Origin of the sequence: Pseudomonas sp. KB_15 (genome assembly GCF_052114525.1) — a bacterium.
Classification (GTDB): Bacteria; Pseudomonadota; Gammaproteobacteria; order Pseudomonadales; family Pseudomonadaceae; genus Aquipseudomonas.
Window position 1 is genome coordinate 1 of record NZ_JBFREX010000058.1, and the last position, 24,164, is coordinate 24,164.

At 58.0% G+C, this 24,164-nt stretch carries 20 protein-coding genes; 12 read left to right on the forward strand and 8 right to left on the reverse strand.

The window, feature by feature from the left end:
• Positions 1-595 precede the first annotated feature (595 nt).
• From AB4Z35_RS27375 to AB4Z35_RS27390, 4 genes are all read left to right on the forward strand, one after another.
• Positions 596-1,036: an Ohr family peroxiredoxin gene (locus AB4Z35_RS27375; protein WP_116261370.1), complete on the forward strand. Its 441-nt coding sequence runs from the start codon at positions 596-598 to the stop codon at positions 1,034-1,036.
• Between the two features lie 78 nt (positions 1,037-1,114).
• Complete coding sequence (locus AB4Z35_RS27380) at positions 1,115-1,567, forward strand: Ohr family peroxiredoxin (protein WP_007997893.1); 453 nt, start codon at positions 1,115-1,117, stop codon at positions 1,565-1,567.
• A gap of 127 nt (positions 1,568-1,694) precedes the next feature.
• On the forward strand, positions 1,695-2,153 hold the full coding sequence (locus AB4Z35_RS27385) for a MarR family winged helix-turn-helix transcriptional regulator (RefSeq protein WP_442100553.1): 459 nt from the start codon (positions 1,695-1,697) through the stop codon (positions 2,151-2,153).
• Between the two features lie 417 nt (positions 2,154-2,570).
• The gene (locus AB4Z35_RS27390) at positions 2,571-4,022 is read left to right on the forward strand and encodes a multiheme c-type cytochrome (protein WP_442100555.1); all 1,452 of its coding nucleotides are present in this window, start codon (positions 2,571-2,573) and stop codon (positions 4,020-4,022) included.
• A 195-nt stretch (positions 4,023-4,217) separates the two neighbouring features.
• Here AB4Z35_RS27390 and AB4Z35_RS27395 read toward each other — a convergent pair whose 3' ends face one another.
• The gene (locus AB4Z35_RS27395) at positions 4,218-4,496 is read right to left on the reverse strand and encodes a DUF2790 domain-containing protein (protein WP_008001371.1); all 279 of its coding nucleotides are present in this window, start codon (positions 4,494-4,496) and stop codon (positions 4,218-4,220) included.
• Between the two features lie 577 nt (positions 4,497-5,073).
• Between AB4Z35_RS27395 and AB4Z35_RS27400 the strand changes: the two genes are divergently transcribed.
• Positions 5,074-5,769 carry a response regulator gene (locus AB4Z35_RS27400; RefSeq protein ID WP_442100557.1) on the forward strand — a complete coding sequence of 232 codons (696 nt, stop codon included), beginning with the start codon at positions 5,074-5,076 and terminating at the stop codon, positions 5,767-5,769.
• 122 nt (positions 5,770-5,891) lie between these two features.
• Here AB4Z35_RS27400 and AB4Z35_RS27405 read toward each other — a convergent pair whose 3' ends face one another.
• From AB4Z35_RS27405 to pdxR, 4 genes are all read right to left on the reverse strand, one after another.
• A complete protein-coding gene (locus AB4Z35_RS27405) occupies positions 5,892-7,379 on the reverse strand; it encodes a sensor histidine kinase (protein WP_442100579.1) in 1,488 nt (495 codons plus the stop codon).
• Between the two features lie 247 nt (positions 7,380-7,626).
• Positions 7,627-8,892 carry an MFS transporter gene (locus AB4Z35_RS27410; RefSeq protein WP_442100559.1) on the reverse strand — a complete coding sequence of 422 codons (1,266 nt, stop codon included), beginning with the start codon at positions 8,890-8,892 and terminating at the stop codon, positions 7,627-7,629.
• A 51-nt stretch (positions 8,893-8,943) separates the two neighbouring features.
• On the reverse strand, positions 8,944-10,014 hold the full coding sequence (locus AB4Z35_RS27415; protein ID WP_442100561.1) for a sugar phosphate isomerase/epimerase family protein: 1,071 nt from the start codon (positions 10,012-10,014) through the stop codon (positions 8,944-8,946).
• A gap of 112 nt (positions 10,015-10,126) precedes the next feature.
• A complete protein-coding gene (gene pdxR, locus AB4Z35_RS27420) occupies positions 10,127-11,635 on the reverse strand; it encodes a MocR-like pyridoxine biosynthesis transcription factor PdxR (protein ID WP_442100563.1) in 1,509 nt (502 codons plus the stop codon).
• Positions 11,636-11,935: 300 nt separating this feature from the next.
• On the opposite strand from pdxR, the gene AB4Z35_RS27425 reads away from it, so the two are divergent.
• The 6 genes from AB4Z35_RS27425 to AB4Z35_RS27450 all read left to right on the forward strand — a co-directional run bounded on the left by AB4Z35_RS27425 (position 11,936) and on the right by AB4Z35_RS27450 (position 20,613).
• On the forward strand, positions 11,936-12,373 hold the full coding sequence (locus AB4Z35_RS27425; protein ID WP_033052238.1) for a GFA family protein: 438 nt from the start codon (positions 11,936-11,938) through the stop codon (positions 12,371-12,373).
• A gap of 224 nt (positions 12,374-12,597) precedes the next feature.
• The gene (locus tag AB4Z35_RS27430) at positions 12,598-13,470 is read left to right on the forward strand and encodes a DNA/RNA non-specific endonuclease (protein ID WP_442100565.1); all 873 of its coding nucleotides are present in this window, start codon (positions 12,598-12,600) and stop codon (positions 13,468-13,470) included.
• Between the two features lie 251 nt (positions 13,471-13,721).
• The gene (gene speF / locus AB4Z35_RS27435) at positions 13,722-15,905 is read left to right on the forward strand and encodes an ornithine decarboxylase SpeF (protein ID WP_442100566.1); all 2,184 of its coding nucleotides are present in this window, start codon (positions 13,722-13,724) and stop codon (positions 15,903-15,905) included.
• A gap of 34 nt (positions 15,906-15,939) precedes the next feature.
• Positions 15,940-18,240 (forward strand): Orn/Lys/Arg decarboxylase N-terminal domain-containing protein, encoded by a 2,301-nt coding sequence (locus tag AB4Z35_RS27440; RefSeq protein WP_442100568.1) that lies wholly within the window; start codon positions 15,940-15,942, stop codon positions 18,238-18,240.
• A gap of 78 nt (positions 18,241-18,318) precedes the next feature.
• A complete protein-coding gene (gene potE, locus AB4Z35_RS27445) occupies positions 18,319-19,659 on the forward strand; it encodes a putrescine-ornithine antiporter (RefSeq protein ID WP_442100570.1) in 1,341 nt (446 codons plus the stop codon).
• 48 nt (positions 19,660-19,707) lie between these two features.
• On the forward strand, positions 19,708-20,613 hold the full coding sequence (locus tag AB4Z35_RS27450; RefSeq protein WP_442100572.1) for an amino acid ABC transporter substrate-binding protein: 906 nt from the start codon (positions 19,708-19,710) through the stop codon (positions 20,611-20,613).
• 408 nt (positions 20,614-21,021) lie between these two features.
• On the opposite strand, the gene AB4Z35_RS27455 is transcribed toward AB4Z35_RS27450, so the two are convergent.
• Entirely contained in the window at positions 21,022-22,359 is a 1,338-nt protein-coding gene (locus AB4Z35_RS27455; RefSeq protein WP_442100574.1) for an MFS transporter, read from the reverse strand.
• A gap of 263 nt (positions 22,360-22,622) precedes the next feature.
• Between AB4Z35_RS27455 and AB4Z35_RS27460 the strand changes: the two genes are divergently transcribed.
• Positions 22,623-23,189: a nucleotidyltransferase family protein gene (locus AB4Z35_RS27460; protein ID WP_442100576.1), complete on the forward strand. Its 567-nt coding sequence runs from the start codon at positions 22,623-22,625 to the stop codon at positions 23,187-23,189.
• 241 nt (positions 23,190-23,430) lie between these two features.
• Here the strand turns inward: AB4Z35_RS27460 and AB4Z35_RS27465 are convergent, their stop codons facing one another.
• Both AB4Z35_RS27465 and AB4Z35_RS27470 read right to left on the reverse strand, forming a co-directional pair.
• Positions 23,431-23,637, reverse strand: a complete 207-nt coding sequence (locus AB4Z35_RS27465; RefSeq protein ID WP_007996679.1) for a co-regulatory protein PtrA N-terminal domain-containing protein — start codon at positions 23,635-23,637, stop codon at positions 23,431-23,433.
• 81 nt (positions 23,638-23,718) lie between these two features.
• Positions 23,719-24,164: hypothetical protein (locus AB4Z35_RS27470; RefSeq protein WP_442100577.1), on the reverse strand; the 446-nt coding region annotated here is incomplete at its 5' end.

The window sequence follows — 24,164 nt, forward strand, 5'->3', positions numbered from 1 at the left end:
GCCTGACGTACCGCCTGACGTACCGCGATTACTGATTTTACGACTGCTTCGCAGCCGAACGCAGCCTCGCGGGCTCGGCAGCTGCTACAAAGGGTGTCGCGGCTGAAATTGCTTGACTGACTGGCATTAAGATCGATTGGCCGGTTTTTTATCGAGTGAAAGACGTCCATTTCATTTCAGCGCCAAAGGGTTGATCGTTATGCGTGAAAGCGATCCGAACCGCGCAACCAGAGGTCCCCGCAAGGCCGGATGGTGGAAACCAATCATTCTTTTGGCAAGGGTGGCCTCGCGTCTACCGCTCATCGCCAAGACATAAAATAACTTTGACATCACTGGGGCTTTGGTTGAGTATTAATCCATCGCATGAGATCTAATCGATAGCGATAAGAAGCAACGACAACCCTGCCGTTTGGAGATTCAGCCATGAATACCGGAAGCCGCCGCACAATGTTTATCTCTACCGTTCAAGCTTCCCATGGTCACAACGGCAACAACTGGATCATTGCACACGCCAATTGATGAACGTTGTCTCTTTCAATATCAAAAGCATCGCACACGATAAGATCGTACAAACTTTAATCCTGAGGAAATCCCCATGAGCAAGATCGAAAAAGTACTGGCAACCGGCAAAACCCACACCACTCACAGCGCTGTCGGCGGTCACAACGGCAACCTCGACATCGTGCTGTCGTCCCCTGGCAGCGATACGCCGGCACACGTGCTCACCGCCGTTCAGCCGCACCCGAAAGCCGAGCAACTGTTTGCCGGGGCCTGGTCAGCCTGCTACACCGCCGCAGTGGGGCTGGTGGCCCAGGAACGCAATATCGTGTTGCCAGCGGATATGGCCGTCGACATTGAAGTGGACCTGGGCCAGACTGGTTTGGCCTATTTCCTTCAGGCCCGACTGACCCTGCGAGTGCCAGGGCTGGCACAGGATGTCGCGACCGAACTGGCGCACATTGCCGATTCCATCTGCCCTTACTCCAAAGCGACACGCGGCAATATCGACGTTGCCCTGAACGTTATTACGGCGTGATGCCTGGATGCATCACAAATACCGCATGCGATTAAAGCGTATACGAATATAACTGACGGTAATCCTGAGGAAATCATCATGAGCAAGATCGAAAAAGTACTGGCCAGCGGCAAAACCCACACCACTCATAACAGCGCAGGCAACACGTCGCGCGGCCATAACGGCAACCTCGACATCGTGCTGTCGTCCCCTGGCAGTGATACGCCGGCACACGTGCTCACCGCCGTTCAGCCGCACCCGAAAGCCGAGCAACTGTTCGCCGGAGCATGGTCGGCCTGCTACATCGCAGCGGTGGGGCTGGCCGCCCAACAGATGAAGGTGACACTGCCGACTGACACGGCCGTCGACATTGAAGTCGATCTGGGCCAGACCGGCGCGGCTTACTTCCTCCAGGCCCGACTGACTTTACGCGTGCCGGGGCTGGATCATGGAGTGGCGACTGAACTGGCCCACAACGCCGATGCAATCTGCCCGTACTCCAAGGCCACACGCGGCAATATTGATGTCGACATCAACGTCCTGACGGCATAACCCGCTGCACGGCCGGCTCACTGGGGATTTTCCCGGTGAGCCGGCCGTCGGTGTTTATGCGCACTTCCGATACCATCGCGTACGACGTATAGTTTCAGCCTCGCCAGATTGACCCAAGAGAACGTCCATGAAAAACACCGACAAGACATCCGCCCTGGATCTCAAACTCTCCGAGTTCCTGTGTTTTGCGGTCTACTCCACCAACCTGGCCTTCGGCAAGGCCTACAAGCCGATGCTCGAACGGCTCGGCCTGACCTATACGCAATACATCACTCTCGTTGCGTTGTGGGAGGAAGACAACCAGACCGTTGGCAGCCTCGGCGAAAAGCTGTTCCTCGAATCCAATACCCTCACGCCGATCCTGAAGAAGCTGGAAGCGATGGGTTATTTGCTGCGCCAGCGCGACCCGGAAGACRAACGCCAGGTGCGGATCAGTCTGACAAAAGAGGGGCGAAACCTGCGTGAGGGCCTCCGCGAAGACGGCTTCCCGCAAACCGGTCTAGACCCCGACGACTTCGTGCAAATGCAGAAGGCCATTGTGAAGTTACGGGGCAATCTCATCCGGTCGACGAAAGACAGAGAGTAAGTCGTATCGAGTAAAGTGAGTGGCCCCGGATTTCCGGGGGGCATCCCGCGGAGATACCTTGGCCCTCCCGTCTGACACCACCCCCAATTTCGGAGTGAACTCCCCCCCACTAATGGGCGCTATCGCTCAGCAATATTCGCCTCTTCATTAGCCGGTTGCTTCAATCGCTGGCCAATGTTTGCGGGTCTTTCAGGTTACCGCACATATTTTATACAACGCTGGCAGAGTAATTGCTGAGTGAGCTTGTCCCGTTCATGCAAGTTGCAGGGTCGGGATGCTGTGGAGCTGTCAGTACTCCATTGAGTGATTGCCTGTAACCATCGGTTTGCATCACGAAGTAGCTCTGGCTACTCGATACTGGGGCTACTCAATAGAAGTACTGCAGTCATCCTCTGCAACCGTCCAGGGGAAATGCTTATGAGCCACTCCAGACATACGTGCGCGCAGGTAGCGCTGCTTCGGTTGTGCTTTCTAACCTGCCTGCTTACGGTAACGCTGGTGGTGGGCGACGAGCCTCAGGGCAATGACAATCAAAGTAATGACAAGTGGCTCGAGCCGGCACGCTCCAGGCTTATGCATGTGATTGGCGGAATGCCGTTCTTTCCGCATCGGGCCAATACCCCCGGCAACCTGGTTTTGAATGCAAAGGACTTCGACAATGCCCAGGTCTGTGGCGCTTGCCATACGGAGATTTACAAGCAGTGGCGCACGTCGATGATGTCCCAGGCCTGGGATGAACCCATCTACCGGGCCTTGCTCAAGCGTGCGAGTACGGCCACCGAGGGGAAGGTCGACAACTTCTGCACCGGCTGCCATACCCCGATCGGTCTCACGACCGGGCAGATCAATTCACAAGTCAACCGCTCCTCGATTGAAGACAGCACGAAGAATCATCCGATGCCTGGGGTCGATTGCGAGACCTGCCATAACATCAGTGCCCGCACGGGCCTCGATAACGGCGCCTATGTCCTGAGCCCGCGAGCGCACGGTAAACCGACCAAGTTCGGCCCGCGTAAAGATGCCGTTTCGCCTTATCACGACACCGTGTATTCCGCCCTGCACACGCGCTCGGACTTTTGCGGTACCTGCCACAACGTCACGCACCCGTTCAGCAGTGTGGCGGTCGAGCGCACCTATGACGAATGGCAGGAGAGCGCCTACAGCTTTAACAACGTAACCTGCCAGAGCTGCCATATGCCGGGTTTTGCGGGTAAGGCCGCGATCATGGGGCCAGACCGCGAGGAGGTCGCCTCGCATTGGTTCAGCGGCGCCAACGCGATGATGCTCCAGCATCTCGGTCAGGAACAGGGCGCTCAACGCGCGCGCGACATGCTCGCGCGCGCGGCGGAAATAACGTTCCAGCAACTGCCGGCAGCCATCATTCCCGGGCAATACACCTCGATAGCGGTCAAGGTTTCCAATATCGGCGCCGGGCACAAACTGCCGACCGGCTTTCCGGAGGGACGGGAGATGTGGATCGATTTCCGGGTGCTGGATTCCAGTGGTCGCGAGCTCTATCGGCTGGGTTCGATCAAGGACGGCAAGACCGAGAACGACACGCGAAATTTCAAAGTGCACATAGGCGACAAGGACGGCAATCCGTTGGATGTCGAGGTCTGGAATGCCACGCAAATTCTCTCGGACAACCGCATTCTGCCCAAGGGCTACGATATCGGGGAGTTCTCCTTCCTGGTGCCGGCCGACGCTGTCGGGCCGCTGACCTTGACTGCCGAACTGAACTACTGGCCGTTTTCGCAGAAGCTGGCCGACTACCTGCTCGGCAAGGATAAGTTGCAGGTGGAAATCACCCAGATGRCCAAAGTCACGCAGAGCGTACCTCTGTCCCCGTTCACTGCGTCCCGACCATAGCGCGGTCTATCCAGGCGATCTGCAGCCGGGCCCCTGGATGATGTTCGATCTGGCGTGGGGGGCGCGTTGAAGCGCCTTCAGACTTGCTCCCGGTACATCCGCGCCACGACGGTGGACGAGTTGCTGTGACTGGAGTGAGTCGGGGTTCCGGCCAACACCGCGCAGGCGAGGCCCAGAACCCTGTCGGCGAGCGGATCAGGCGATGCTGGTGGGGTCGGCGGGACTTCCACCCCATTCGAGGAAACGGATCTTGTGAACCTCACCCTCGCTGTCTTCGTAGACCAGGGTCACCGGTACCACGCCGGTCTTGTCGGATGTATCGGTGCGCTGCAGTACCCGCTTCACATCGATTTCCATCCCGTAGTGGTATTCGACGGCTGAGACATGCGCGCCGGGTTCTTGCAGGCTGTTCTGGTCGAACACACTGGGTGCGAGACTGGAAATTACGGCACTGACAATTGTGGCCATGCTCATAAGGCTTACCTCTGCTTAAGTTCGCTTGACAAGGACCTAATGTGACACGCGATGAAAGTGAAGTTCACTTCACCACGACGAACGCGCCTGCCTGCAAAGCCTGTAGTGACTGCAAACTCCCGGCAATTCCCCACGCTTGACGCCTCTCGACCATTCGTCCTTTAAGCCCCGGATTTGTTGGCCAAAGTCCGTTTCTGAAGGAGGTCATGACATGTCATGACGGATTATTCACGCCGTGGTTGTGACGATACATGGACCGAAAACGCCTGCTATCGAGCCGGAGCTGCATGTACCTGAGCGCAGGAGACCGACTGTTGGTCGGATGAAAGACGGATCCGGGTTTTATGAGGCTGTCTGTTTATTGACGTCTTTAACAGCGTTTTAAAACAAATGGTTGGAGTATGAAAGTTCAGTGGTTTGTAGGAGTGTTTGCTTATTGACGATCTGACTTCATCCGACCTAAGTCTGACTTCCGAACGCCTGGACCCTGGGAGGTGCGACTGTTGACCGGCGTCATCCCCGGTTTCCTGCTATTAATCAATGAGTATTCGAATGCTATTCCTTTCGGGAGCGCGTCATGAGTTCATTCATTCGCATCGGCATAGCCGACGATCATCCGATGTTGCGTGAGGGTGTTGCCAATACATTGAGAAAACGGGCGGATCTTCAGGTCGTGGAGCAGGGCGCCAATGCGCAGGATGCCATGGATATTGCCCAGCGGGTGCGTCCGGACGTGATGTTGATGGACGTCAACATGCCGGGCGATGTGTTCGCCGCGGTGCGGTTCATTTCCACAAAGCTGTCGGATGTGAAGGTGCTGATGCTGACGGTTTCAGAATCCGAAGATGACGCCTTTTTGGCACTGGAGGCCGGCGCGCGCGGGTATGTGTTGAAAGGTGTCAGCGGACCGGAACTGGTCCTGGCGATCAGGTCGGTTGCCAAGGGGGAGACGTATATCACCCCCGAGTTTGCCAACAAACTGCTGAGTAGCAGCAAGGAACACGGAGAGCAGATTCACACGTTTGATCTGACCCATCGCGAGGAGGAGGTCATTCGTGAAGTTTCAAAGGGGCTGACCAATAGGGAGGTGGCGACAAAGTTGTTGATCAGCGAAAAAACCGTCAAGCACCACATGGGTTGCGTGATGCAGAAACTGCACGCCCGAAATCGTGTCGAAGCGGTCACGGCTATACGGCGTTATTGGGAGCGCGAAGCTGTCGGGCGACTGCACACCGGCGCAGGGAAAACACAAATGGATGCCCGAAGCGGCTAATGCCAGTCAGTTAAGCAGTTTCAGCCGCGACACCCTTCGTAGCAGCAGCCTCGCAGGCTCGGCAGCTGCTACAGATCGCATTAGCGCTTAACTGACTGGCATTAGCCCGAAGCGGCTCCTGACTAGAATTTGAACTGTGCATTTACCGACGTACCGGAGGCGCTGGAGTCGATGCTGAACAACCCGCCCAGAGATTCAATGCGATAACGCAAACCGGCGAGCCCCAATCGGGTTCTGCCGGATGTCTCGAGCAGCATGGCGTCCGCCGCCATGCCCGGACCGCCGTCCCTGACACTGATGCTCAATACCTCATCAATGTATTGCGCCTGGATGACCTGACCCTCGCCGTCGGCATGACGGTACGCGTTGTTCAGGGCTTCTTGCACAAAACGGTACAAACAGAGTTTGAGCGGCAGTGGCGCGGCCTCCGGTAGCGGCCCCAGGGTTAATGTGACCTTGGTGCCAGTGCGTTGCTCGTGCCGTTGCGCCACCAGTTGCAACTCTTCCACCAGGCTCAAGTCGTTGATTTCCGGAAGTGCCAGGCCTCGTGATAAATCGCGGACCTCACGCAATGCGTCGGTGGCGGCGCCACGAATGGTTTCCAGAGACTCCTGATCGACAGCGGAGCAGTTTTCGGCCAGGTCGTCGAGCCGGATCAGAATCAAGGTCAATAACTGCGCCGGCCCATCGTGCAGGTCTGCACCAATGCGCCTCAAGGTGAGTTCGTTGACGCGGGAAAACTCCTGGGTAGCCGTCGACATCTTGTGCTGGAGTTCGGTATTGCTGATGTGCAAGCGGGTTTGCTCCATCAGTCGCAACCGCAGTGCCACTTGTTGTCGCTGGATAATCTTGTCACCGCGTCGCACGATGAAGAAAAGCAGCGTCAGCATTGCCAGCGTCGCAGCGCCAACGACCGCCCATACCTGCTGTCGGACCCGATTGATCTCGCGCTTGACACTATCGGCCTTTTCATAAAATTCGCCCACCGCGATGATTTTCCTGGTGCTTGAATCCCGCAGGGGCGCATAGATCTCATAGAGCGGCAAGTTGAGCTTGCGCTCGAACTCGTTCTCATCCTGGCTCAGTTCTTCAAGGTCGGTAACCACTTTGCCCTTGAGTGCCTGGGTGATCTCATCCATCGGGAATTTGTGGTTGGTGATGGCTTTATTCGTGCTGTAAAGCACCGTGCCATCCGCTCGCCAGATCTTGATCGAGACAATGTGATGTTTCAGTGAACGGCTTTCCGTGAGACGGTCCAGGGACTGGACGCTTGCAGCCGAGAGTTTGTTGTCCCGGCTCAACTCCTGCACATAAGGCTCCAGAAACGTATCCATGTACTGAGCGCCTGCTTCGGCGGCGCTATTTACCGCGGCACTTTCTATTCGTGCGCTCACCAGCTTGCCGACGAAGAACATGGTCAGTCCCAGGATCACCGCAGCGGCAATGACAAACTGGGTCGATCGACTCAGATTGCGCGCCTTGACCCTGATCCGTGTGCGCCAGATTCCATTGCGAGCCGCATCGCAAACAGGGGCTGGCTCGACCRGAGCCTCAGTCTCCTGCGGGATACAAGTCTGGTTTTTTGATTCGACTTTTGCATCTTTTCCCATCGATTTGGTTCCCTGATCATCGTGACAAGTCGGTTGGAAACCCTGCAACTCAACGGATATCTGGAGATTGGCGGTGAGCGCCACGTCCATGAATGACAGTAGTCCACTGTTTAGCGATCCGACAGCTTCACAGGTGAACTACATACCATCGATGATCAGCCAGACCATCGTGCAATTTCAGCCAAGGTGTTATGCCGGATGTCAGCTCAAACCGGCCGCACGACCTACGCGTACAGCCGGTTTATGTTCAGGCTTGCGCGGCGCTGACCTTGCCAGTGATCGTGGAATTCTTGCGGACGGCTTGATACAGCAGGCTGGACACCATGAACCCGACAATGGCCAGCAGACTCATTAACGAGAAGACATAGTTGTAGCCTTGTTGACCCGGGAAGTGGTCAAGGATTGCGCCATAGATGACGTAGGCAAACATGCCAGGCGCATAGCCGATCAGGCAACCGATCCCGAAGGCTGAACCTGTGATGTGCTGGGGAATGCCGACTTCACCCATGGGTGCCCAGAACACGCCGCGCATGGAAAAGACAATCAGCGCGAAGGAGAGAGTGGCCGCCATGCCTGCGTAGATGAAATCCGGGCTTTTCGGGATGAGCATGATGACGCCCATCAGCGGCAACAACGCCAGGAATGCCCACTTCAGATAGCGGCTGGAACTCTTGAACTGTTTGTCGGCAATGAAGCCACCAGCAGGGCCACCCAGGATCTTGAGGAAATACTGGTTGATGATGCCGTAGGCGCCCACCAGGGCCACGGGCAGTTCGTACATTTCCTTGAGGTAGGGAATGAAATAGGTCAGGCCGCAGTACACGATGTAGACCATGAACACGTTGAGGCTGACCAGCCAGATGCCCGGCACCTTGATGGCCTCGAGCAGGTTGGACAATCCGTTCTTCGGCTTGGCGGTCGACTGGGTATTGCCACTCCTGAGCAGCAGCCAGGTCAGGGTACCGGCAAGAATGTCGATGACCGAGTAGAAGAGGATCGCCGACTTCAGACCGTTTTCACCGGAGCCCATGGCAACGAAGACGCCCAGTGCAGAGAAGGCGACCAGGGTATCAATGACGCCACGCCCGCCTTCCAGAAGGCCGAACAGGCGCCCCTGTTCCTTATCGTCACCCAGGTTGCGGATGGCTTTGAGCAGCGAAGGCCAAAAGATGCAGTCGGCACATACAGCCAGCAGGCAGAACACAATCAGCAGATTGCTGAAGGGCGGAAAGGTCGCCAGATAGAGCCCGAGGCTGCCGGTACCAATCAGGCCGAGGGGGATCAGCTTACGCGTGTCGTATCGATCGGCGAGCATGCCGCCCACCACAAACAGCGCGGTGGCGATGATGGCGTTGGCGCTCAGAAGCAGGCCGATTTCAGTGTGAGTCAACCCCATGAATTCTTGCATGGGGATATAAAAGGCATCTTTGAGGTTTGCCAGCTTGTAGATGGTGCCGCCACCGAGGATGAGAATCAGGAATCTGAGCCATTTGGCCTTGTCATGGGATGTCATTATTGTTCTCCAGGCGTAATTGGGTAGGCAGTGCCGGTCGGCACGTCAGGTTCAGGCGTTAGCGCAATGGGCCAGGGTCAACTCGGCCAGGGTTCGAAACTCGGCCAGCAGACCTCGAACGTAGGCGACCTGGTTATTTGCCCAACGGTGTTCATCGGCCAGCATTCGCTCCAGCGAGAAGCCTTGCGGCAGCGCTGTTTCACTCATTTCCCGGTACGCAATGAACGGGTCGGCGGCTTCGTCAAGCTGGCGGAACGCCGGGGCGACGTAGTGGTTTTCCTGCTCAAGAATGAAGGCGATCACTTGCGGGGTTGATTCGCCGAGCATCAGCAATTCGAACAACATGCGTGCGTTGGGCAGGTCGTCTTCGTCACAGCCCTGCAGCACGCCGTAGTGCCCGAATGCGTTTTGCTCGGGGACGATGCGCACACCCTTGAGGTGGGTCTGGCGTATGTGCTGCGCCAGGTTGCGTAGCGCAGCAAGGGGCTGTTCGCAGGCATTGATCATGTTGCCGAAATCGAACAGGGCATGCAGCCGTGGGTGGTTCAGCCGGTTCAGCAGTTGCGCGATTTCGGCGCTCTTGAGTTCCTCATGCTGCTCGAAGTCGAAGAACAGGTCGTGCTCGTCTGCCTGCTGCGCAAGGTAATGCAGGTCTGACTCGATCAGGTCCATGACCCGCGACAGCGCCCCTTCGTAGCGTGAGTAGACACGGATGTTGCGGGTGCCCAGCGACTTGGCGATGGCGATCACTTGATCGACATCTTTTTTCAGGGTGCTGCTGATTTCCAGATGCACGTCCAGCCCGAGTGCATTGGCCTTGTCTGCAAACGCCTGAAGCTGAGCGGGCGTCATTTGACTCAGGCTGTTTTCCTCACCGTCGAGCAAATGCAGGCTCAGGCCCTGCAGTTCGTGGCGATAGGCGAAGTCCAGCAGGTCGCCAGGTGTGACACGGCCGTGGGTCAGGTTGGTCAGCAAGGGGTAGGCATGGGCAAACAGGCGCAGTTGCCCAAGTCGGTCGAGCAACTGGCGGGCCAGTGCCTCAGTCAATGCGGGGGGAGTCCCGGCCTCGACAGCCTTATGGCTGAGCAAGGCGTTGAATCGTTCCTGGATCTTATTGTTCATTCGAGTGGTTCCTGGTTCAGACACCGGGTCTACCGGCGCAGCCTTTATCGCGCCAGTCAGGAACTCTCGATAGATCCATTATCAGTTAAATCATAAGACCACTTGCCTTGCCTCAAGTGGCCGGCTGCAGGTAGCCCATTTTGCCCAGGGCCTGGGCAAGTGCTTCGACGCGTGCTTCGGCCTGGTCCTCAGGGGTGCTGGCAAAGCCGATCAGCAGCGCCGGCGGCAAGACATGCTCCAGGCAATAGTCACTCAGGGGATAGGTATGAATGCCATGCTGGTCGAGTTCCCTGGCCAGGGCGTCGTCATCGAGATGCGCGGGTAACCAGGCGATCAGGTGCATGCCGGCTTCCACAGGCGTGATCCTGAAGAAAGTCCCCAACCGTTGCTGCAGGTGTTCGACCAATGCCTGCTGGCGAGCCTGGTACAGCGCGCGCATTCGACGAATATGGCCGAGAAAGTGGCCCTCGCGCATGAAGTCTGCCGTGACGGCCTGTAGCAGTGTGGGCGGGCTGCGATCCATGACCGCCCGCAGGGTGCAGAAGGGTTCAATCAAGGCGTTGGGCAGTATCACGTAACCCAGTCGTAGCGAGGGGAAGAGCACCTTGCTGAAGGTTCCGGCGTAGATGACCCGGGCCCATTGGTCCATGGCATAGAGTGCCGGCAGGGGACGCCCGTTGTAGCGAAACTCACTGTCGCAGTCGTCCTCGATGATCCAGCTTTGATTGCGGGCGGCCCAATCGATGAGTTCCTGGCGCCGCGCATAACTCATGGTGATGCCCAAGGGATGYTGACGAGAGGGTGTGGTAAACACCAGACGCGCGTCAGGACACTGAGCCAGGCCTTGCTGGATATCGATTCCCTGTTCGTCGATACGCAACGGGACGACCAGACCACCCTGGGCCTGGAGCGCGATGCGCGCCGCGATATGCCCCGGATCTTCCATCCAGAAGCTGTCCTGCGGATTGAGCAAAAGCATGCCCAGCAGGTTAAAGGCTTGTTGGGCGCCGGAAACGATGACCACCTGCCCGGCACTGCAGTCGATGCCCCGGGCATCAAAGACGTATTCGGCAATCGCCTCGCGCAGGGCCAGCAACCCTTGCRGTTCGCCATAGCCGAGCATGGCCTTGGTCGGCTTGTGCAGGTGGCGGTTCATCAACCGCTTCCAGACCGATTGCGGGAACGCATCGTAAGCGCTGTGGCTGGGCAGGAACGAGGTCGGGCTCCCGGTGGCCCAGTCGGCATAGGACACGCCTCGAAAATGATCGCTGCGCAACGACAACATGGACTGGCTCAGGTCGGACAGGCGAGGCGGCTGGCGCTGGTGCTCATCGTCTTCAATACCGCGGCTTTCCCACTCATGGCCGACATACGTCCCGGCCCCGGTCCGCGACGTCAGAAATCCTTCGGCAATCAGTTGATCGAACGCATTGAGAATGCTGATTCGCGAAAGCTGCAGTTCTTTGCTCAGGGTCCGCGTGGACGGCAGGCGCACGCCTCCCTGAATCCTGCCACTGAGAATCTGTTTGCGAATCTGCAAGTAGAGTTGGCGGTACAAGGGGATGGAACTGGCACGGTCCAGTTCGATACCTGACAACAGCAAACCTGCGGAGGATTTCATTTTTTGTTCGTCTGGATGGAGTGTGGTCTGGCCTGAATTGCCGTCAGGCACCTGGGTGCGAAAGGGTATCGAGGGGTGCTGGATAAGTCATCCACCACAGGCATTGATACAGCGCAAAAGACCCGGCAGGCCCTGCGATGGCAGTGCCTGCCTCCGTGACCGGCGCCACCATGATGCGGCGGCCGGGGACGGCATTTTCCATGGCAATGAAAGGCCAGTACCATGACGACCACTTCTTTACCGATACCAGCATTCAAGCCGGCAAGTAACCCGGTGAATCGTTCTTCAATGGAGAGACACATGACATCAGGACAATGTCTTTGCGGGGCTGTACGTTTTTCCCTGGCGGTTGAACCACGATTTTTTTATCGCTGCCATTGCACCCTGTGCCGCAAGCAAACCGGGGTTGGCCATAATCTCGCCACGCTGGTCAAGGCATGCGACTTTCGCTGGGACGAAGGGCAAGGTGCGATCACCAGTTGGCGCAAGCCCAGCGGCTACAGGAATGACTTTTGCTCGCAGTGTGGCTCGACCGTGCCCAATCCTCTTCGCGAGTCGCCTTACTTCTGGATTCCGCTTGGACTTCTCGATGTCGAGTTGGACATGGAGTGCGTTGGCGATTTCTGCACCGATGACGCGATGCCATGGGACGAACACCGTTCGGAAAAAAGTCACTGCGCAGCCCCGGATTCACTTGGGTTTATTCTGCATGAGCTCCAGGTCGACACTGGCGAATAGAATCTGAGCGTTGTCAGGCACTTACATGTCCTGGCATGGTCAATAAACCGCGCTCGACCCTCGGCGGTCGAACTGCCCGGAACCGACCGGCCCCGCATCGGCAATTTGATCAAGGACAGTGAAAGCATGCTCGCCGCCACATAACCAGCAACTGCCTCCACCCGGTTCCGTGAATCGGGCCCCGCCGTACGTTTATCTCTCAATCACATTCGAAGACTTAACCCATGTACCTACGCAAAATTGCAGTTGGGCTGTCGGCCCTTGTTTTGCTCTCGCCCGGGGTGCAAGCCCGTGGTCTGCTGGACCTCCTCAAGCCGCCCGCCGCGCAACACGAACAAGCGTCCCGCTCAGGCTCGATCAGCCAGAACGCGGCCCTGGAGCTTTATTCAAGCAAACAGAAACAGGCATCGTTTGACGGCTGCGCTGATCTGTTCCCGGCAGCAAAACCGATCAACACCGCCACTGTGCCGGCAACCATGAAGCCCCTGGCGCTGTGTTCCGACAACTTCGCGGTGCTGTACTCGCAAACCAGCAAGACCCCGCTGGTGGTGGTCGAACGCCTGAATGCGGCCCAGTTGCAGGATGCCAAAGGGGAGGAGCGCACCAACCAGTTCTACCCGGACCCACGCATTCCCAAGAGTGGGCGCGCTGAGTTGAGCGACTACCGCAGCCAGCACCCGGCCGTGGACCGTGGCCATCAATCCCCGGCAGCCGATGCCCCGAATCCCAATGCAATGGCCCAATCCTTTGCGCTGTCGAACATGGTGCCGCAAGACCCCACCAACAACCGCAAGATCTGGAGCAAGGTCGAGTCTGATGTCCGAAAGTTTGCCAAGCGCGCCGATGGCAACGTGTTTGTCTTTACCGGCCCGCTCTTTGACCCGGGTCACTCCACCATCGGCGACAACCAGGTCTGGGTGCCGACGCGCCTGTACAAACTGGTGTACGACGCATCGTCCAAACGTGCCTGGGCCTACGTGCTGCCTAACGCACAAACCCGGATCGAGAAGCCGATGGACTATGAGTCGTTCGTGAAGAGCACCGGGCTCAACTTGCTCGGGAACCTGCCCGTCACAGGTTCCGCAGGGCGCATCTGATGGCTGGATGAGCAGCACCCCAAAGGTTGAATGCAACTGATGGGGTGCTTCATCCACAGTTAAGCGTTGTGCGTGATCGTTGAGGATTAATGCTTTTGGATGAAACTGCGTTAAAAAAATCGGCAGGAAGTAACTAATTGTAAAAATGAACTATACCCAATAGGGCAATCGCTCCTGACCCCGGGACTTTATGCCACCAACGAAACGCGTCCCAGGAACTTCAACGTCATGCAGACTGAGAGATTCTGGTTATGAACGCCTTGAAAATCGCTGCCAGCGATGCGGTTAGAACTTGCTTTCGTAATTCCCGTGAAATCGTCCGGCTCGATCAGACTGACTTTACCGATGTCGCGGTTGCCGTGCTCTCGGTAGAGGACTTGGCAGCAGGGGCGCTGGACTCCATCAAGCGGACGGGGTTCGACATCCCGATCTTCCTGGTGGCCTCTCAGGGCCGCAGCAATCGCTCCCTGGAGGTCTACAAGCAACTGCAGGATGTCATCCTGCAGGTCAATGGTGTCTTCGACTTGTCCGGCAATAATGCCGAGTACTACGGCAACCAGTTGGAAACAGCGGCCAATGCCTATGAAGAAAGCTTGTTGCCGCCGTTCTTCGATTCGCTCAAACACTACACCGAAGCGGCCAACGCGACCTTCGCCTGCCCCGGCCACCAGGGCGGCCAGTTCTTTCGCAAACACCCGGCAGGGCGGCAGTTTTTCGACTTCTTTGGCGAGACCCTGTTTCGCGCCGACATGTGCAACGCCGACGTCAAGCTCGGCGACCTGCTGATCCACGAAGGTCCGGCGCTGCTGGCGCAAAAACACGCCGCGCAAGTGTTCAATGCGGACAAGACCTACTTCGTGCTCAATGGCACCTCGGCGTCGAACAAGGTAGTGACCAACGCCCTGTTGACCCCGGGCGACCTGGTGCTGTTCGACCGCAACAATCACAAGTCCAATCACCAGGGCGCGCTGTTGCAGGCCGGCGCGACGCCGGTGTATCTGGAAACCGCGCGCAACCCTTACGGCTTCATCGGCGGGATCGACGCCCACTGTTTCGAAGAGGACTACCTGCGTGATCTGATTGCCGAGGTCGCCCCGGACAAGGCGCAACTGCCACGACCGTTTCGCCTGGCGATCATTCAACTGGGCACCTATGACGGCACCATCTACAACTCCCGGCAAGTGGTCGACCGCATCGGCAAGCTGTGTGACTACATCCTGTTCGACTCGGCGTGGGTCGGCTATGAACAGTTCATTCCGATGATGAAGGACTGCTCGCCGATGTTGCTCGATCTGGACGAGAACGACCCCGGCATCTTCGTCACTCAATCGGTACACAAACAACAGGCCGGCTTTTCCCAGGCCTCCCAAATCCACAAGAAGGACCGCCACATCAAGGGCCAGGCCCGCTATTGCAACCATCACCGGCTCAACAATGCCTTCATGGCCCAGGCCTCAACGAGCCCGTTCTACCCGCTGTTCGCCTCGCTGGATGTCAACGCGCGCATTCACTCCGGCCGCAGTGGCCTGCGCCTGTGGGACGACTGTGTGAAGTTCGGCATCAATGCGCGCAAGCTGATCCTGGAAGCCTGCACCATGGTCCGCCCCTTCGTGCCGGATACCATCGACGGGCGCCCATGGCAGGATCATTCGACCGACGCCATTGCCAGCGACATCCGTTTCTTTGAATTCCATCCCAAGGATCGCTGGCATGCCTTTCCCGGTTATGCCGAGAAGCAGTACTGCATCGATCCCTGCAAGTTGCTGTTCACCACGCCAGGCATCGACCCGGTGGACGGCAGCTACACCGACTTCGGCATTCACGCCGGCATTCTGGCCAACTTCCTGCGCCAGAACGGTATCGTTCCGGAAAAGTGTGACCTCAACTCCATTCTGTTCCTGCTCACCCCGGCCGAAGACTGGGCAAAGATGAGTCACCTGGCGGCACAGATCGCCCGTTTCGAACGCTTCGTTCAGGACGACGCACCGATGAGCCGGGTGCTGCCGGCGATCTACAACCAGTACGAGGAACGCTACCGCGACTACACCATCCGCAGGCTCTGCCAGGAAATGCACGACCTGTATCGCAGCCATAACGTGCAGCAATTGCAGAAGGACATGTTCCGCAAGGAACACTTCCCGAAAAAGGCCATGAATCCGCAGCAAGCGCAAATCGAGTACATCCGTGGCAACGTCGAACTGGTGCCCTTGGCGGACGCCGATGGGCGCATTGCGGCCGAAGGCGCGTTGCCTTACCCGCCGGGCGTGTTGTGCGTGGTGCCCGGGGAGATCTGGGGTGGCGCCGTGCTCAAGTATTTCCTGGCACTGGAGGAGGGCATCAACCGCTTGCCCGGGTTCACGCCGGAACTGCAGGGCGTGTACCTGAAACACGAAGGCGGTCGCACCCGCGCCTACGGTTACGTGCTCAAGGCTTGATGCTGCACTCTCAACATTGCTCAAGGAGATACGCATGAGTCACTCGCAAACCCGTTTGCCAGTCGATTTGGCACAGCGTTTCCCGGTGCTGATCGTAGCCAACACCCAGGAACATGACGACAGCATCATTCTGCGCAGCGCCCAGGCGATTGCTGCCGCCCTGCATGAGCATGAACTGGAGGTGGAGCTAGTCGGGTCGCTGCAAGAGGCAGATATTGCCGTCAGCGCCAACTCGGCCTACTGCTGCGCGATTATTGGCTGGGGCCTTTGCGAAAACAACCAGGACCAGGCGCTGAAGTTGATCCAGCTGATCCGTCGCCGCACGGCACAGTTGCCGATCATGCTCGGCATGAGCCAGGCACATCAGCGCCGGGTACCGCTGGCTTTCGTGGAGAACATTGACGGCTTTATCTGGCTCCCCGAAGACAGCCCGGAGTTCATCGCCGGGCGCATCGAAGCCGCCGCCCGTCGTTACCTCGACAGCATTCTCCCGCCGTTTTTCGGCGCGCTGGTGAACTTCGCCGGCACCCATGAATATTCCTGGCACACCCCGGGTCACACCGGCGGTACCGCCTTCATGAAAACTGCAGTGGGCCGTACATTCCTCGACTTCTACGGCGAGCAGATGTTGCGTTCGGATCTGAGCGTTTCGGTCGGCGAGCTGGGTTCGCTCAACGACCATTCCGGCCCGATCGATGAAGCGGAAAAATATGCCGCACGGGTGTTTGGCGCTGACTTCACCTTCTTTTCCGTGGGCGGCAGCTCCGCGAGCAACGAGATTGTCCTGCATTCGGCGGTGACCGATGGCGACGCTGTTCTGGTCGACCGCAACTGTCACAAGTCGTTGAACTATGCCTTGAACATGTCCGGCGCGGTGCCGCTGTACTTGCGTCCACGTCGCAATGCTCGTGGCTTGATCGGACCGGTGCCGCGTAGCGAGCTGACGCCTGCTGCCGTCGCACAGAAGCTCGCTGACAGCCCGTTAGCAACCAACAAGACAGCCAAGCCGGTGCTGGCGGTACTGACCAACTCGACCTACGACGGCCTGTGCTACAACGTGCAGACCACCACCCGCGAGCTGAGCCAGAGCGTCGACCGTATTCACTATGACGAAGCCTGGTATGCCTATGCCCGTTTCAATCCGTTGTACGAGGGGCGCTATGGCATGCATCGTGGCGAACGGCATGCCGATGACGCCACAGTGACCGTCACCCACTCCACCCATAAGCTGTTGGCGGCGCTGTCCCAGGCCTCGATGATCCATATTCGCTCGGGCAAGGTGCCGGTCAAGCCGGCCCTGTTCAACGAAGCCTTCATGATGCACACCTCGACTTCACCGCAATACAGCATCATCGCGTCGACCGATGTCTCGGCGAAAATGATGAATGACGCCGGTGGTTACCTCACCGATGAGTCCATTGATGAAGCCATTGCCTTTCGCCAAGCCATGGTGCGCTTGAACAACGAAATACAGCAGCGCAATGCCAAGGACTGGTGGTTCGGCGTGTGGCAACCGGACCAGATCGACGGCGTGCCTTTTGCTGACGTCGACCCACAGGTGCTGCACCACGGCGACGCCTGGGTGCTCAGGCCTACGGCGACCTGGCACGGTTTCGGCGACTTGGGCAGCGATTACTGCATGCTCGACCCGATCAAGGTCACCGTACTCACGCCGGGGCAAACCCTCGAAGGGCAGATGGAGAACAGCGGCATCCCGGCCCCGCTGGTGTCGTCCTTCCTCTCCAGTCGCGGCATCGTGGTCGAGAAGACCGAACCCTACTCAATCCTGCTGCTGTTCAGCCTGGGTGTGACCAAGGGCAAATGGGGCTCGCTGGTGGCTGGCCTGATGGAATTCAAGAAACACTACGACGGCAACTCGCCCCTCGAACAAGTGATGCCTGATCTGGTGGACAGCCATGGCGACCGCTACAGCGGCATGGGCCTCAAGGACTTGGCCGAGGAGATGCACCAAGACATGCTGGCCACCAAAATGCTGCACAACATGGATGCCGCCTACACCTTGCTGCCCGACCCGGTGTCCTCGCCAAGGGCCACCTTTGCCAGCCTGGTTAAAGGTGAAATCGAACAGATTGCCGTACGCGATATGGTCAATCGCACCGTTGCCGTGCAGATCGTTCCCTATCCACCGGGTATTCCGCTGATGATGCCTGGTGAAAAAGCAGGCAATGACAAAAAAGCAATCGTCGACTACCTGCTGGCGATGGAGGCCTTCGACGGCCGCTTTCCAGGTTTCGAACATGACAACCATGGCGTCGAGATCGAGCGCGACAGCCAGGGGCGCCCAACCTACAAGGTTTACGTGGTCAAGCAGTAAGCATTAGCCCCTGTCCGGTCGCGTGCTGCACGTCGCCAGGTCCAGGTTCAAAACTCTGCAAAAGGCAAGGAGTTTGCGATGGCTGATTCAAGCAAGAAAATGGGCCTGATGGGGCTCACGACGCTGGTAACGGTCAACATGATGGGCTCGGGCATCATCATGTTGCCCACCAATATGGCTCAACTGGGTGCCGTCTCGCTGCTGTCATGGATCTTCACCGCGATCGGTTCGATGGCCATCGCCTACTGTTTTGCCCAGTGCGGGGTCTTCTGCTCGCGTTCTGGCGGCTTGTCCGCCTACACCGAAGAAGCCCATGCGAAGTCGGGTTTTTTCCTCTGCTCCTACCTGTACTTCCTGTCTCTGGCCATCGCCAACGTGGCCGTGGCCATCTCGGCGGTGGGCTACATGACGGCCTTCGTGCCCTGGCTGGGCACGGGTGCCATTCCGCTGTGCATCGGCACGATCGCGCTGATCTGGCTGACCACCTTCGCCAACTTCGGTGGCCCTGGCATCACCGGCAAGATTGGCGCGTTCACGGTGTGGGGGGTGATCATTCCGGTAGCCGGGCTGAGCATCATCGGCTGGTTCTGGTTCAAGCCGGATGTGCTGGCTGCCGCCTGGAACCCCAATAGCCTGGCGATTTCCGAAGCCATCGGCAAAGCCATCCCCCTGACCCTGTGGGCCTTCCTGGGCATGGAATCGGCGGCCCAGGCCACCGATGCCGTGGAAGACCCCAAGCGCAACGTGCCGCTAGCCTGCCTGTTCGGTACCCTCGGGGCAGCGGTGGTCTATGTGCTGTCGACTACCGTCATCCAGGGCATCATTCCTAACGCCGAGCTGGCCAAGTCCTCGGCGCCTTTCGCGCTGGTCTACGCCACGATATTCAGTCCGATGGTGGGCAATATCGTCATGGCCCTGGCGGTCATGGCCTGTGTCGGCTCGCTGCTGGGCTGGCAATTCACCCTGGCGCAAACCGCGAAGATGACGGCTGACCAGGACCTGTTCCTCAAGCTGTTCAGCAAGGTCAACTCGATGAATGCGCCCGTCGTCGGCATGATCGTTTGCGGCGTGCTGCAAACCCTCATGGCCCTGTCGACCATCTCGCCCGACGCCGCCGCGCAGTTCAGCAAGCTGGTCAGCCTGGCCGCGGTCACCAACCTGATTCCCTATATCACTGCGCTGACCGGCCTGCTGGTGATCATGCACAAGGCCGGGGTCTCTTCAGCGATTCGCACGCGTAACGTGGTGGTATTGCTGATTGCCGTAACGTACTCCTTGTATGCCCTGTATGCCTGCGGCAAGGACGCAGTGATGGGCGGCACCCTGGTACTCGCTGTCGGCTACTTGCTCTATGGATTCCTCGCCAAACGCTTTACCGAAGCGCCACCCGCCAACCAGGCCAGGGCCGGTAATCCTTAGGCGTGGCCACCAGGACTGCACAGACATCTGTATACGGGGAAACCGGACATGAACGTACCATTTACCAAAACCACCAGATTGCTGCTTGCCTTCGCGCTTTTGACACTGCCGCTAATAGCCGGCGCCAACACCCTTGAACGCGTGCGCAGCAGCCACACCTTTACCCTGGGCTACTTGCCAGACCTGGCGCCCTTCAGCAAGCAGGAAGGCGACAAGGCCAGCGGTTACGCCATCGACCTGTGCCTGAAAGTCGCCGACAAGCTCAAGAGCGAGTTGGGCCTGCCCGATCTGCAAGTGCACTACCTGCCGGTCAAGATTTCGGACGAGGTCAACGCCGTGAGCCAGGGTAAAGTCGATATCCTCTGCACGCCGACACCGCCCACCCTGGAACGGCGCAAGATGATCAGCTACTCCATACCGGTCTACACCGCCGGCCTCTCGGTCGTGGTGCGCAAGAATGCTGCCGAACCGTTGCTCAAGGTGCTCAACGGCGAGGTCGCCTACAACGGACCGACCTGGCGTGCCAGCATCAACAATGGTCTGGCCAACCACACCTACGCGACCCTCGAGGGGGGCGTGACCGAAGACTGGATTCGCGAACGGATGCGCCTGCTCAACGTGATCGCCTCGCTGGTGACCGTGGCCAACATCGACGAGGGCGTCAAGCTGGTCGCCGAGGGCAAGGCCGATGCCTTCTTCTCCGAACGCATGCTGCTGCGAAACGAAATCGCCAAGGAAGGCGGGGCCAGGAACCTGATGCTCCTGGACCGCATCTTCGAGTACTCGCCGGTGGCGATGATCGTGGATCGCAACGACGAAGACTTCCGCCTGCTGGTCGATACGGCCCTGAGTGAAGCCTATTACTCGGGCGCCATAGAAAAGGCCTACGACCAGTATCTGGGCGGGACCAACGCTACCGTGAAAAAACTGTTCAGGGTGTATGCGTTGCCTTAGTGGAATCGTTGGCAACGGGCCGTCCGTCGACGTATTGCTACTGTAGGAGCAAGCTCGCTCCTACAGATGAGCAGGGTCAATCCGCGAGGACCATGGCGAAGTAGTCGAGGACCGTCAGCAGGATTCCCGAGACTGCAAACGCTACCGGAAAGCCGACCCACGGCACGGGCCGATGATGCCCGACAGCATCAGGCCGCCAGCGCTCCCCAGGCCGACAGCAACATGTAGGGGTTGGCATTGAGAAACGAGAAGAGTGCCTGCACGGGTTGATACCGCTTTTTCGCTACGCTGCTGCCTGATGTCAGGAATGACTCAGGCAGTAGCGTAGCGTGTGAGTCCGGGGGAGGTTGACCCGCAACACCTTTGCGATTGAACAACACCAGGCCCAGGACAGGCTCGTTTGGTGTTTCAGGCGGATGCGTTCACTCTTGCGCCTTTCTCCTGTGACGCAACGTCATGCAGGGAAATCCTCGAAGTCTCCGGTAATGCCAGGCCACCCGCCAGCGCGAGCAATGCAATCGCGATCAGATAGAACGCTGGCGACAAGTTGCTGCCGGTGGTGCTGATCAGCCACGTCGCCACCAGCGGTGCGGTGCCGCCGAAAAGGGTATACGCCATGTTGTAGGTGATCGCCGAGGCGGTGTAGCGAGTACGGGTAGGGAAGGTTTCCGAGAGCAAGGCCGCCGTCACCACGCCACACAACACCGCGCCAATCGCCAGGAGCATGACGCCGACTATGGACGCTGCGAACGAGCCGGAGCTGGCCATCAGGAACGATGGATACACGGTCACAATCAACAGCGCGCAAGCCGTCATCACCGTCATTCGACGCCCGACCCGGTCCGAATACAGGCCGGCCAGCGGGCAGATCGCCGCAGCGAACAGCAATGCAATCAGTGACACCAGCAACGCTGTGGCGCGACTCAGGCCACCTGCGACTTGCAGGTAGGTAGCGAAGTAAGTGGTGAACATATAAAACGAGAGTGCCGTGAGTGACACAAAGGCACCCAGGCAACAGATAGCCGCACCATGGTTGCGCAAGGTTTCCTTGAGTGGGGAGTGTGCGACTGCATGTTCCTGAGTCACTGCCTGGAATGCCGGCGTCTCATCGAGCTTCCAGCGCAAGTAAAGACCCACCAGGCCCAGCGGTGCGGCGATCAGGAACGGCAGGCGCCAACCCCAAGTGCCCATCGCTTCGGCCGACAATGACGCCTCTAGTGCATAGGCCACCACGGCTGCCGCGGCGAAGGCGGAAAATGTCGACACCGGAATGAAGCTGCCATACCAGGCACGTTTGTCACTCGGTGCATGTTCCATCAGGTAGGCACAGGCACCTGCATATTCTCCCCCGGCGGAAAAGCCCTGGGCGCAACGGATCAGGGACAGAAGAATCGGCGCCATGACCCCGATCGCCGCATAAGCGGGCAGCAGACCGATCAAGGTCGTTGCACCGGCCATCAGCAGAATGGTCATCGCCAGGGTTCGCTTGCGGCCGATCCTGTCGCCCAGCATGCCGAAGAAAATCCCGCCAAGGGGCCGAAACGCAAAGGCCACGGCGAATACCGCAAAGGTCTTGAGCAAAGCTGCACTGGCATCGCCACTGGGGAAAAATTGCTGGGCGATGGTCGTGGCCAAAAAGCCATAGACGGCGAAGTCGAACCACTCGACGAAATTGCCGATGCCGGCGGCCACAATCACTCTTCTCAGCGTTCTTGGGCTGACTTGTTCCATAGTTGCGCTCGTCATGCTTGACCTCGACAATTCGTCAGTAAGCTATCGATTATCGGGGCAGGCACTGAGGCGGCTCACTTCAAAAGTGTCATCCATATAGTCAGGACCGACTTCATGTCGTTGAATGACGCGTGATTTGCGCCAGATTCGCCGATAGTCGCGGGTTGCGAAGGGCGCTATTGACCGAGGGTGATCAAAGGGCGGGGGTTTTCGCCAATGTGTAAAGCGTTGGGGCGTATTGTTGGTCGCCAGGATTAGATCAATCAGAAGGGATGAAGATGACATTGACTGTCGAAAGCCTGGTCAGGATCGCAATGACCAATCCGGTAAACGCAGAAATTTCCACTCGCTTGCCTGAGCTCGGTTTGAACCAATGCATGCTCACGGCCGGTTGCTTGTTCCAGGCCGTGTGGAATCACCAGTCACAGCGATCGGCCGGTTGGGGAGTGAAGGATTACGACGTCTTTTACTTCGATGATGATCTGTCTTGGGAAACAGAGAATGAGGTCATCCAGTCAGGTCAGCGTCTGTTCAATGACCTCGACGTGAAGGTCGAGTTCAAGAATCAGGCTCGCGTTCACCTGTGGTACAGCCAGCGGTTCGGCGGGGATTATCCTCAGCTTCAGTCGGCCAGAGACGGGATCGATCGCTACCTGATTGCCGGTACCTGCATAGGATTGGATGTTGAAACGGGCGAGGTCTATGCGCCCAACGGCCTGGCCGACACAGAGCACGGGTTACTTCGAGTCAATCCAAAGAATCCCAGGCCGGACTTGTTCGGTCAGAAGGCGAAAAGTTATCAGGCTCGCTGGCCTTGGCTCAGGATCGTAGAGCTCCAAAGTTGAATTGGAGCGAGGGGAGTTTACCGATGAAGCGATTTTTTGGAGATGAAAGCCGATTGCTGTCTGTAACGAAGGGCTGCAAACGAAGCAGCCCTTCGCGAAAGGCTGCTTACGAATTTGGATTCAACAGACTGGATTGTGTGTAAGCGGCATCTCGATCAGACCGGCGCCAGCAGCACCGTGGGTGCTGCATTTGAGGCTTGAGGCCGCACATTTCTGCCGGCCTGGGGATGCGCTACACCGATCAGCCGTTGGTGCGATCGGCTGCCTTGGCTTTGCTTTGAGCGACAGCGGCTTCAGCCTTCTGTTTCTGTGCAACCTGGTAGGTTTCCATCGAGACTTTCCGGGCCGACTCCATGCGTGCGAAGGTCCGGTCACCGCCACCTGTGGCCATCGCCAGAGAAGAAGCGGTCAGAGTGGCGACTACGAAGAGAACTTTCATGGATTTCATTTGGGTATCCTCAAGTGAGATTTGTTAACAGTTAAAGCGGGATTCATTTGCTAGAGCTGAACTTCCTTGTTCAACCTGGATTCACCAGCCAGCCAGGGCGGCGTTTCCTGTTTTCCAGGTGCCTTGCTCCATGCGCGCTTCGGTGTCTCTATTTTTTGCCCAGGTCGTGAGCAGTACCATCATTGCGAATCCACCGACGATGAGAACCGGATAGGCTGCCAGCAACTCCACCAGCGAGTACTTCCAGGCCAGCGGACGACCAACACCCAGCATGGCGGCATAGAACCACGACACGCCAGAGAGCGCACCGGAGAACAGCGCCAGCATGCGCAGGTTGAAAGAAAGTTTGAGTAACGAACCGGCTTTTTTCAGCGCCGGCAATACAGCGCTATGCAACAGGAAACCGTTAAAGGTCAACAGCACAACGATGCCGATTTTGGCTTGCAGTTTTGGATTGAGGAAATACTCCATTCCCTTGCCGGCATAATCGATCCCGACAATACCAATGCCCGTAATCCAAAGCGCTA

What these genes read in the sequence shown, in the direction of transcription:
- AB4Z35_RS27400 (WP_442100557.1), top strand. Translation starts at nt 5,074, where the DNA reads ATGAGTTCATTCATTCGCATCGGCATAGCCGACGATCATCCGATGTTG.
- speF (WP_442100566.1), top strand. Translation starts at nt 13,722, where the DNA reads ATGAACGCCTTGAAAATCGCTGCCAGCGATGCGGTTAGAACTTGCTTT.
- AB4Z35_RS27455 (WP_442100574.1), bottom strand. Translation starts at nt 22,359, where the DNA reads ATGACGAGCGCAACTATGGAACAAGTCAGCCCAAGAACGCTGAGAAGA.
- AB4Z35_RS27450 (WP_442100572.1), top strand. Translation starts at nt 19,708, where the DNA reads ATGAACGTACCATTTACCAAAACCACCAGATTGCTGCTTGCCTTCGCG.
- AB4Z35_RS27430 (WP_442100565.1), top strand. Translation starts at nt 12,598, where the DNA reads ATGTACCTACGCAAAATTGCAGTTGGGCTGTCGGCCCTTGTTTTGCTC.
- potE (WP_442100570.1), top strand. Translation starts at nt 18,319, where the DNA reads ATGGCTGATTCAAGCAAGAAAATGGGCCTGATGGGGCTCACGACGCTG.
- AB4Z35_RS27375 (WP_116261370.1), top strand. Translation starts at nt 596, where the DNA reads ATGAGCAAGATCGAAAAAGTACTGGCAACCGGCAAAACCCACACCACT.
- AB4Z35_RS27460 (WP_442100576.1), top strand. Translation starts at nt 22,623, where the DNA reads ATGACATTGACTGTCGAAAGCCTGGTCAGGATCGCAATGACCAATCCG.
- AB4Z35_RS27395 (WP_008001371.1), bottom strand. Translation starts at nt 4,496, where the DNA reads ATGAGCATGGCCACAATTGTCAGTGCCGTAATTTCCAGTCTCGCACCC.
- AB4Z35_RS27425 (WP_033052238.1), top strand. Translation starts at nt 11,936, where the DNA reads ATGACATCAGGACAATGTCTTTGCGGGGCTGTACGTTTTTCCCTGGCG.
- AB4Z35_RS27465 (WP_007996679.1), bottom strand. Translation starts at nt 23,637, where the DNA reads ATGAAATCCATGAAAGTTCTCTTCGTAGTCGCCACTCTGACCGCTTCT.
- AB4Z35_RS27415 (WP_442100561.1), bottom strand. Translation starts at nt 10,014, where the DNA reads ATGAACAATAAGATCCAGGAACGATTCAACGCCTTGCTCAGCCATAAG.
- AB4Z35_RS27440 (WP_442100568.1), top strand. Translation starts at nt 15,940, where the DNA reads ATGAGTCACTCGCAAACCCGTTTGCCAGTCGATTTGGCACAGCGTTTC.
- AB4Z35_RS27380 (WP_007997893.1), top strand. Translation starts at nt 1,115, where the DNA reads ATGAGCAAGATCGAAAAAGTACTGGCCAGCGGCAAAACCCACACCACT.
- AB4Z35_RS27410 (WP_442100559.1), bottom strand. Translation starts at nt 8,892, where the DNA reads ATGACATCCCATGACAAGGCCAAATGGCTCAGATTCCTGATTCTCATC.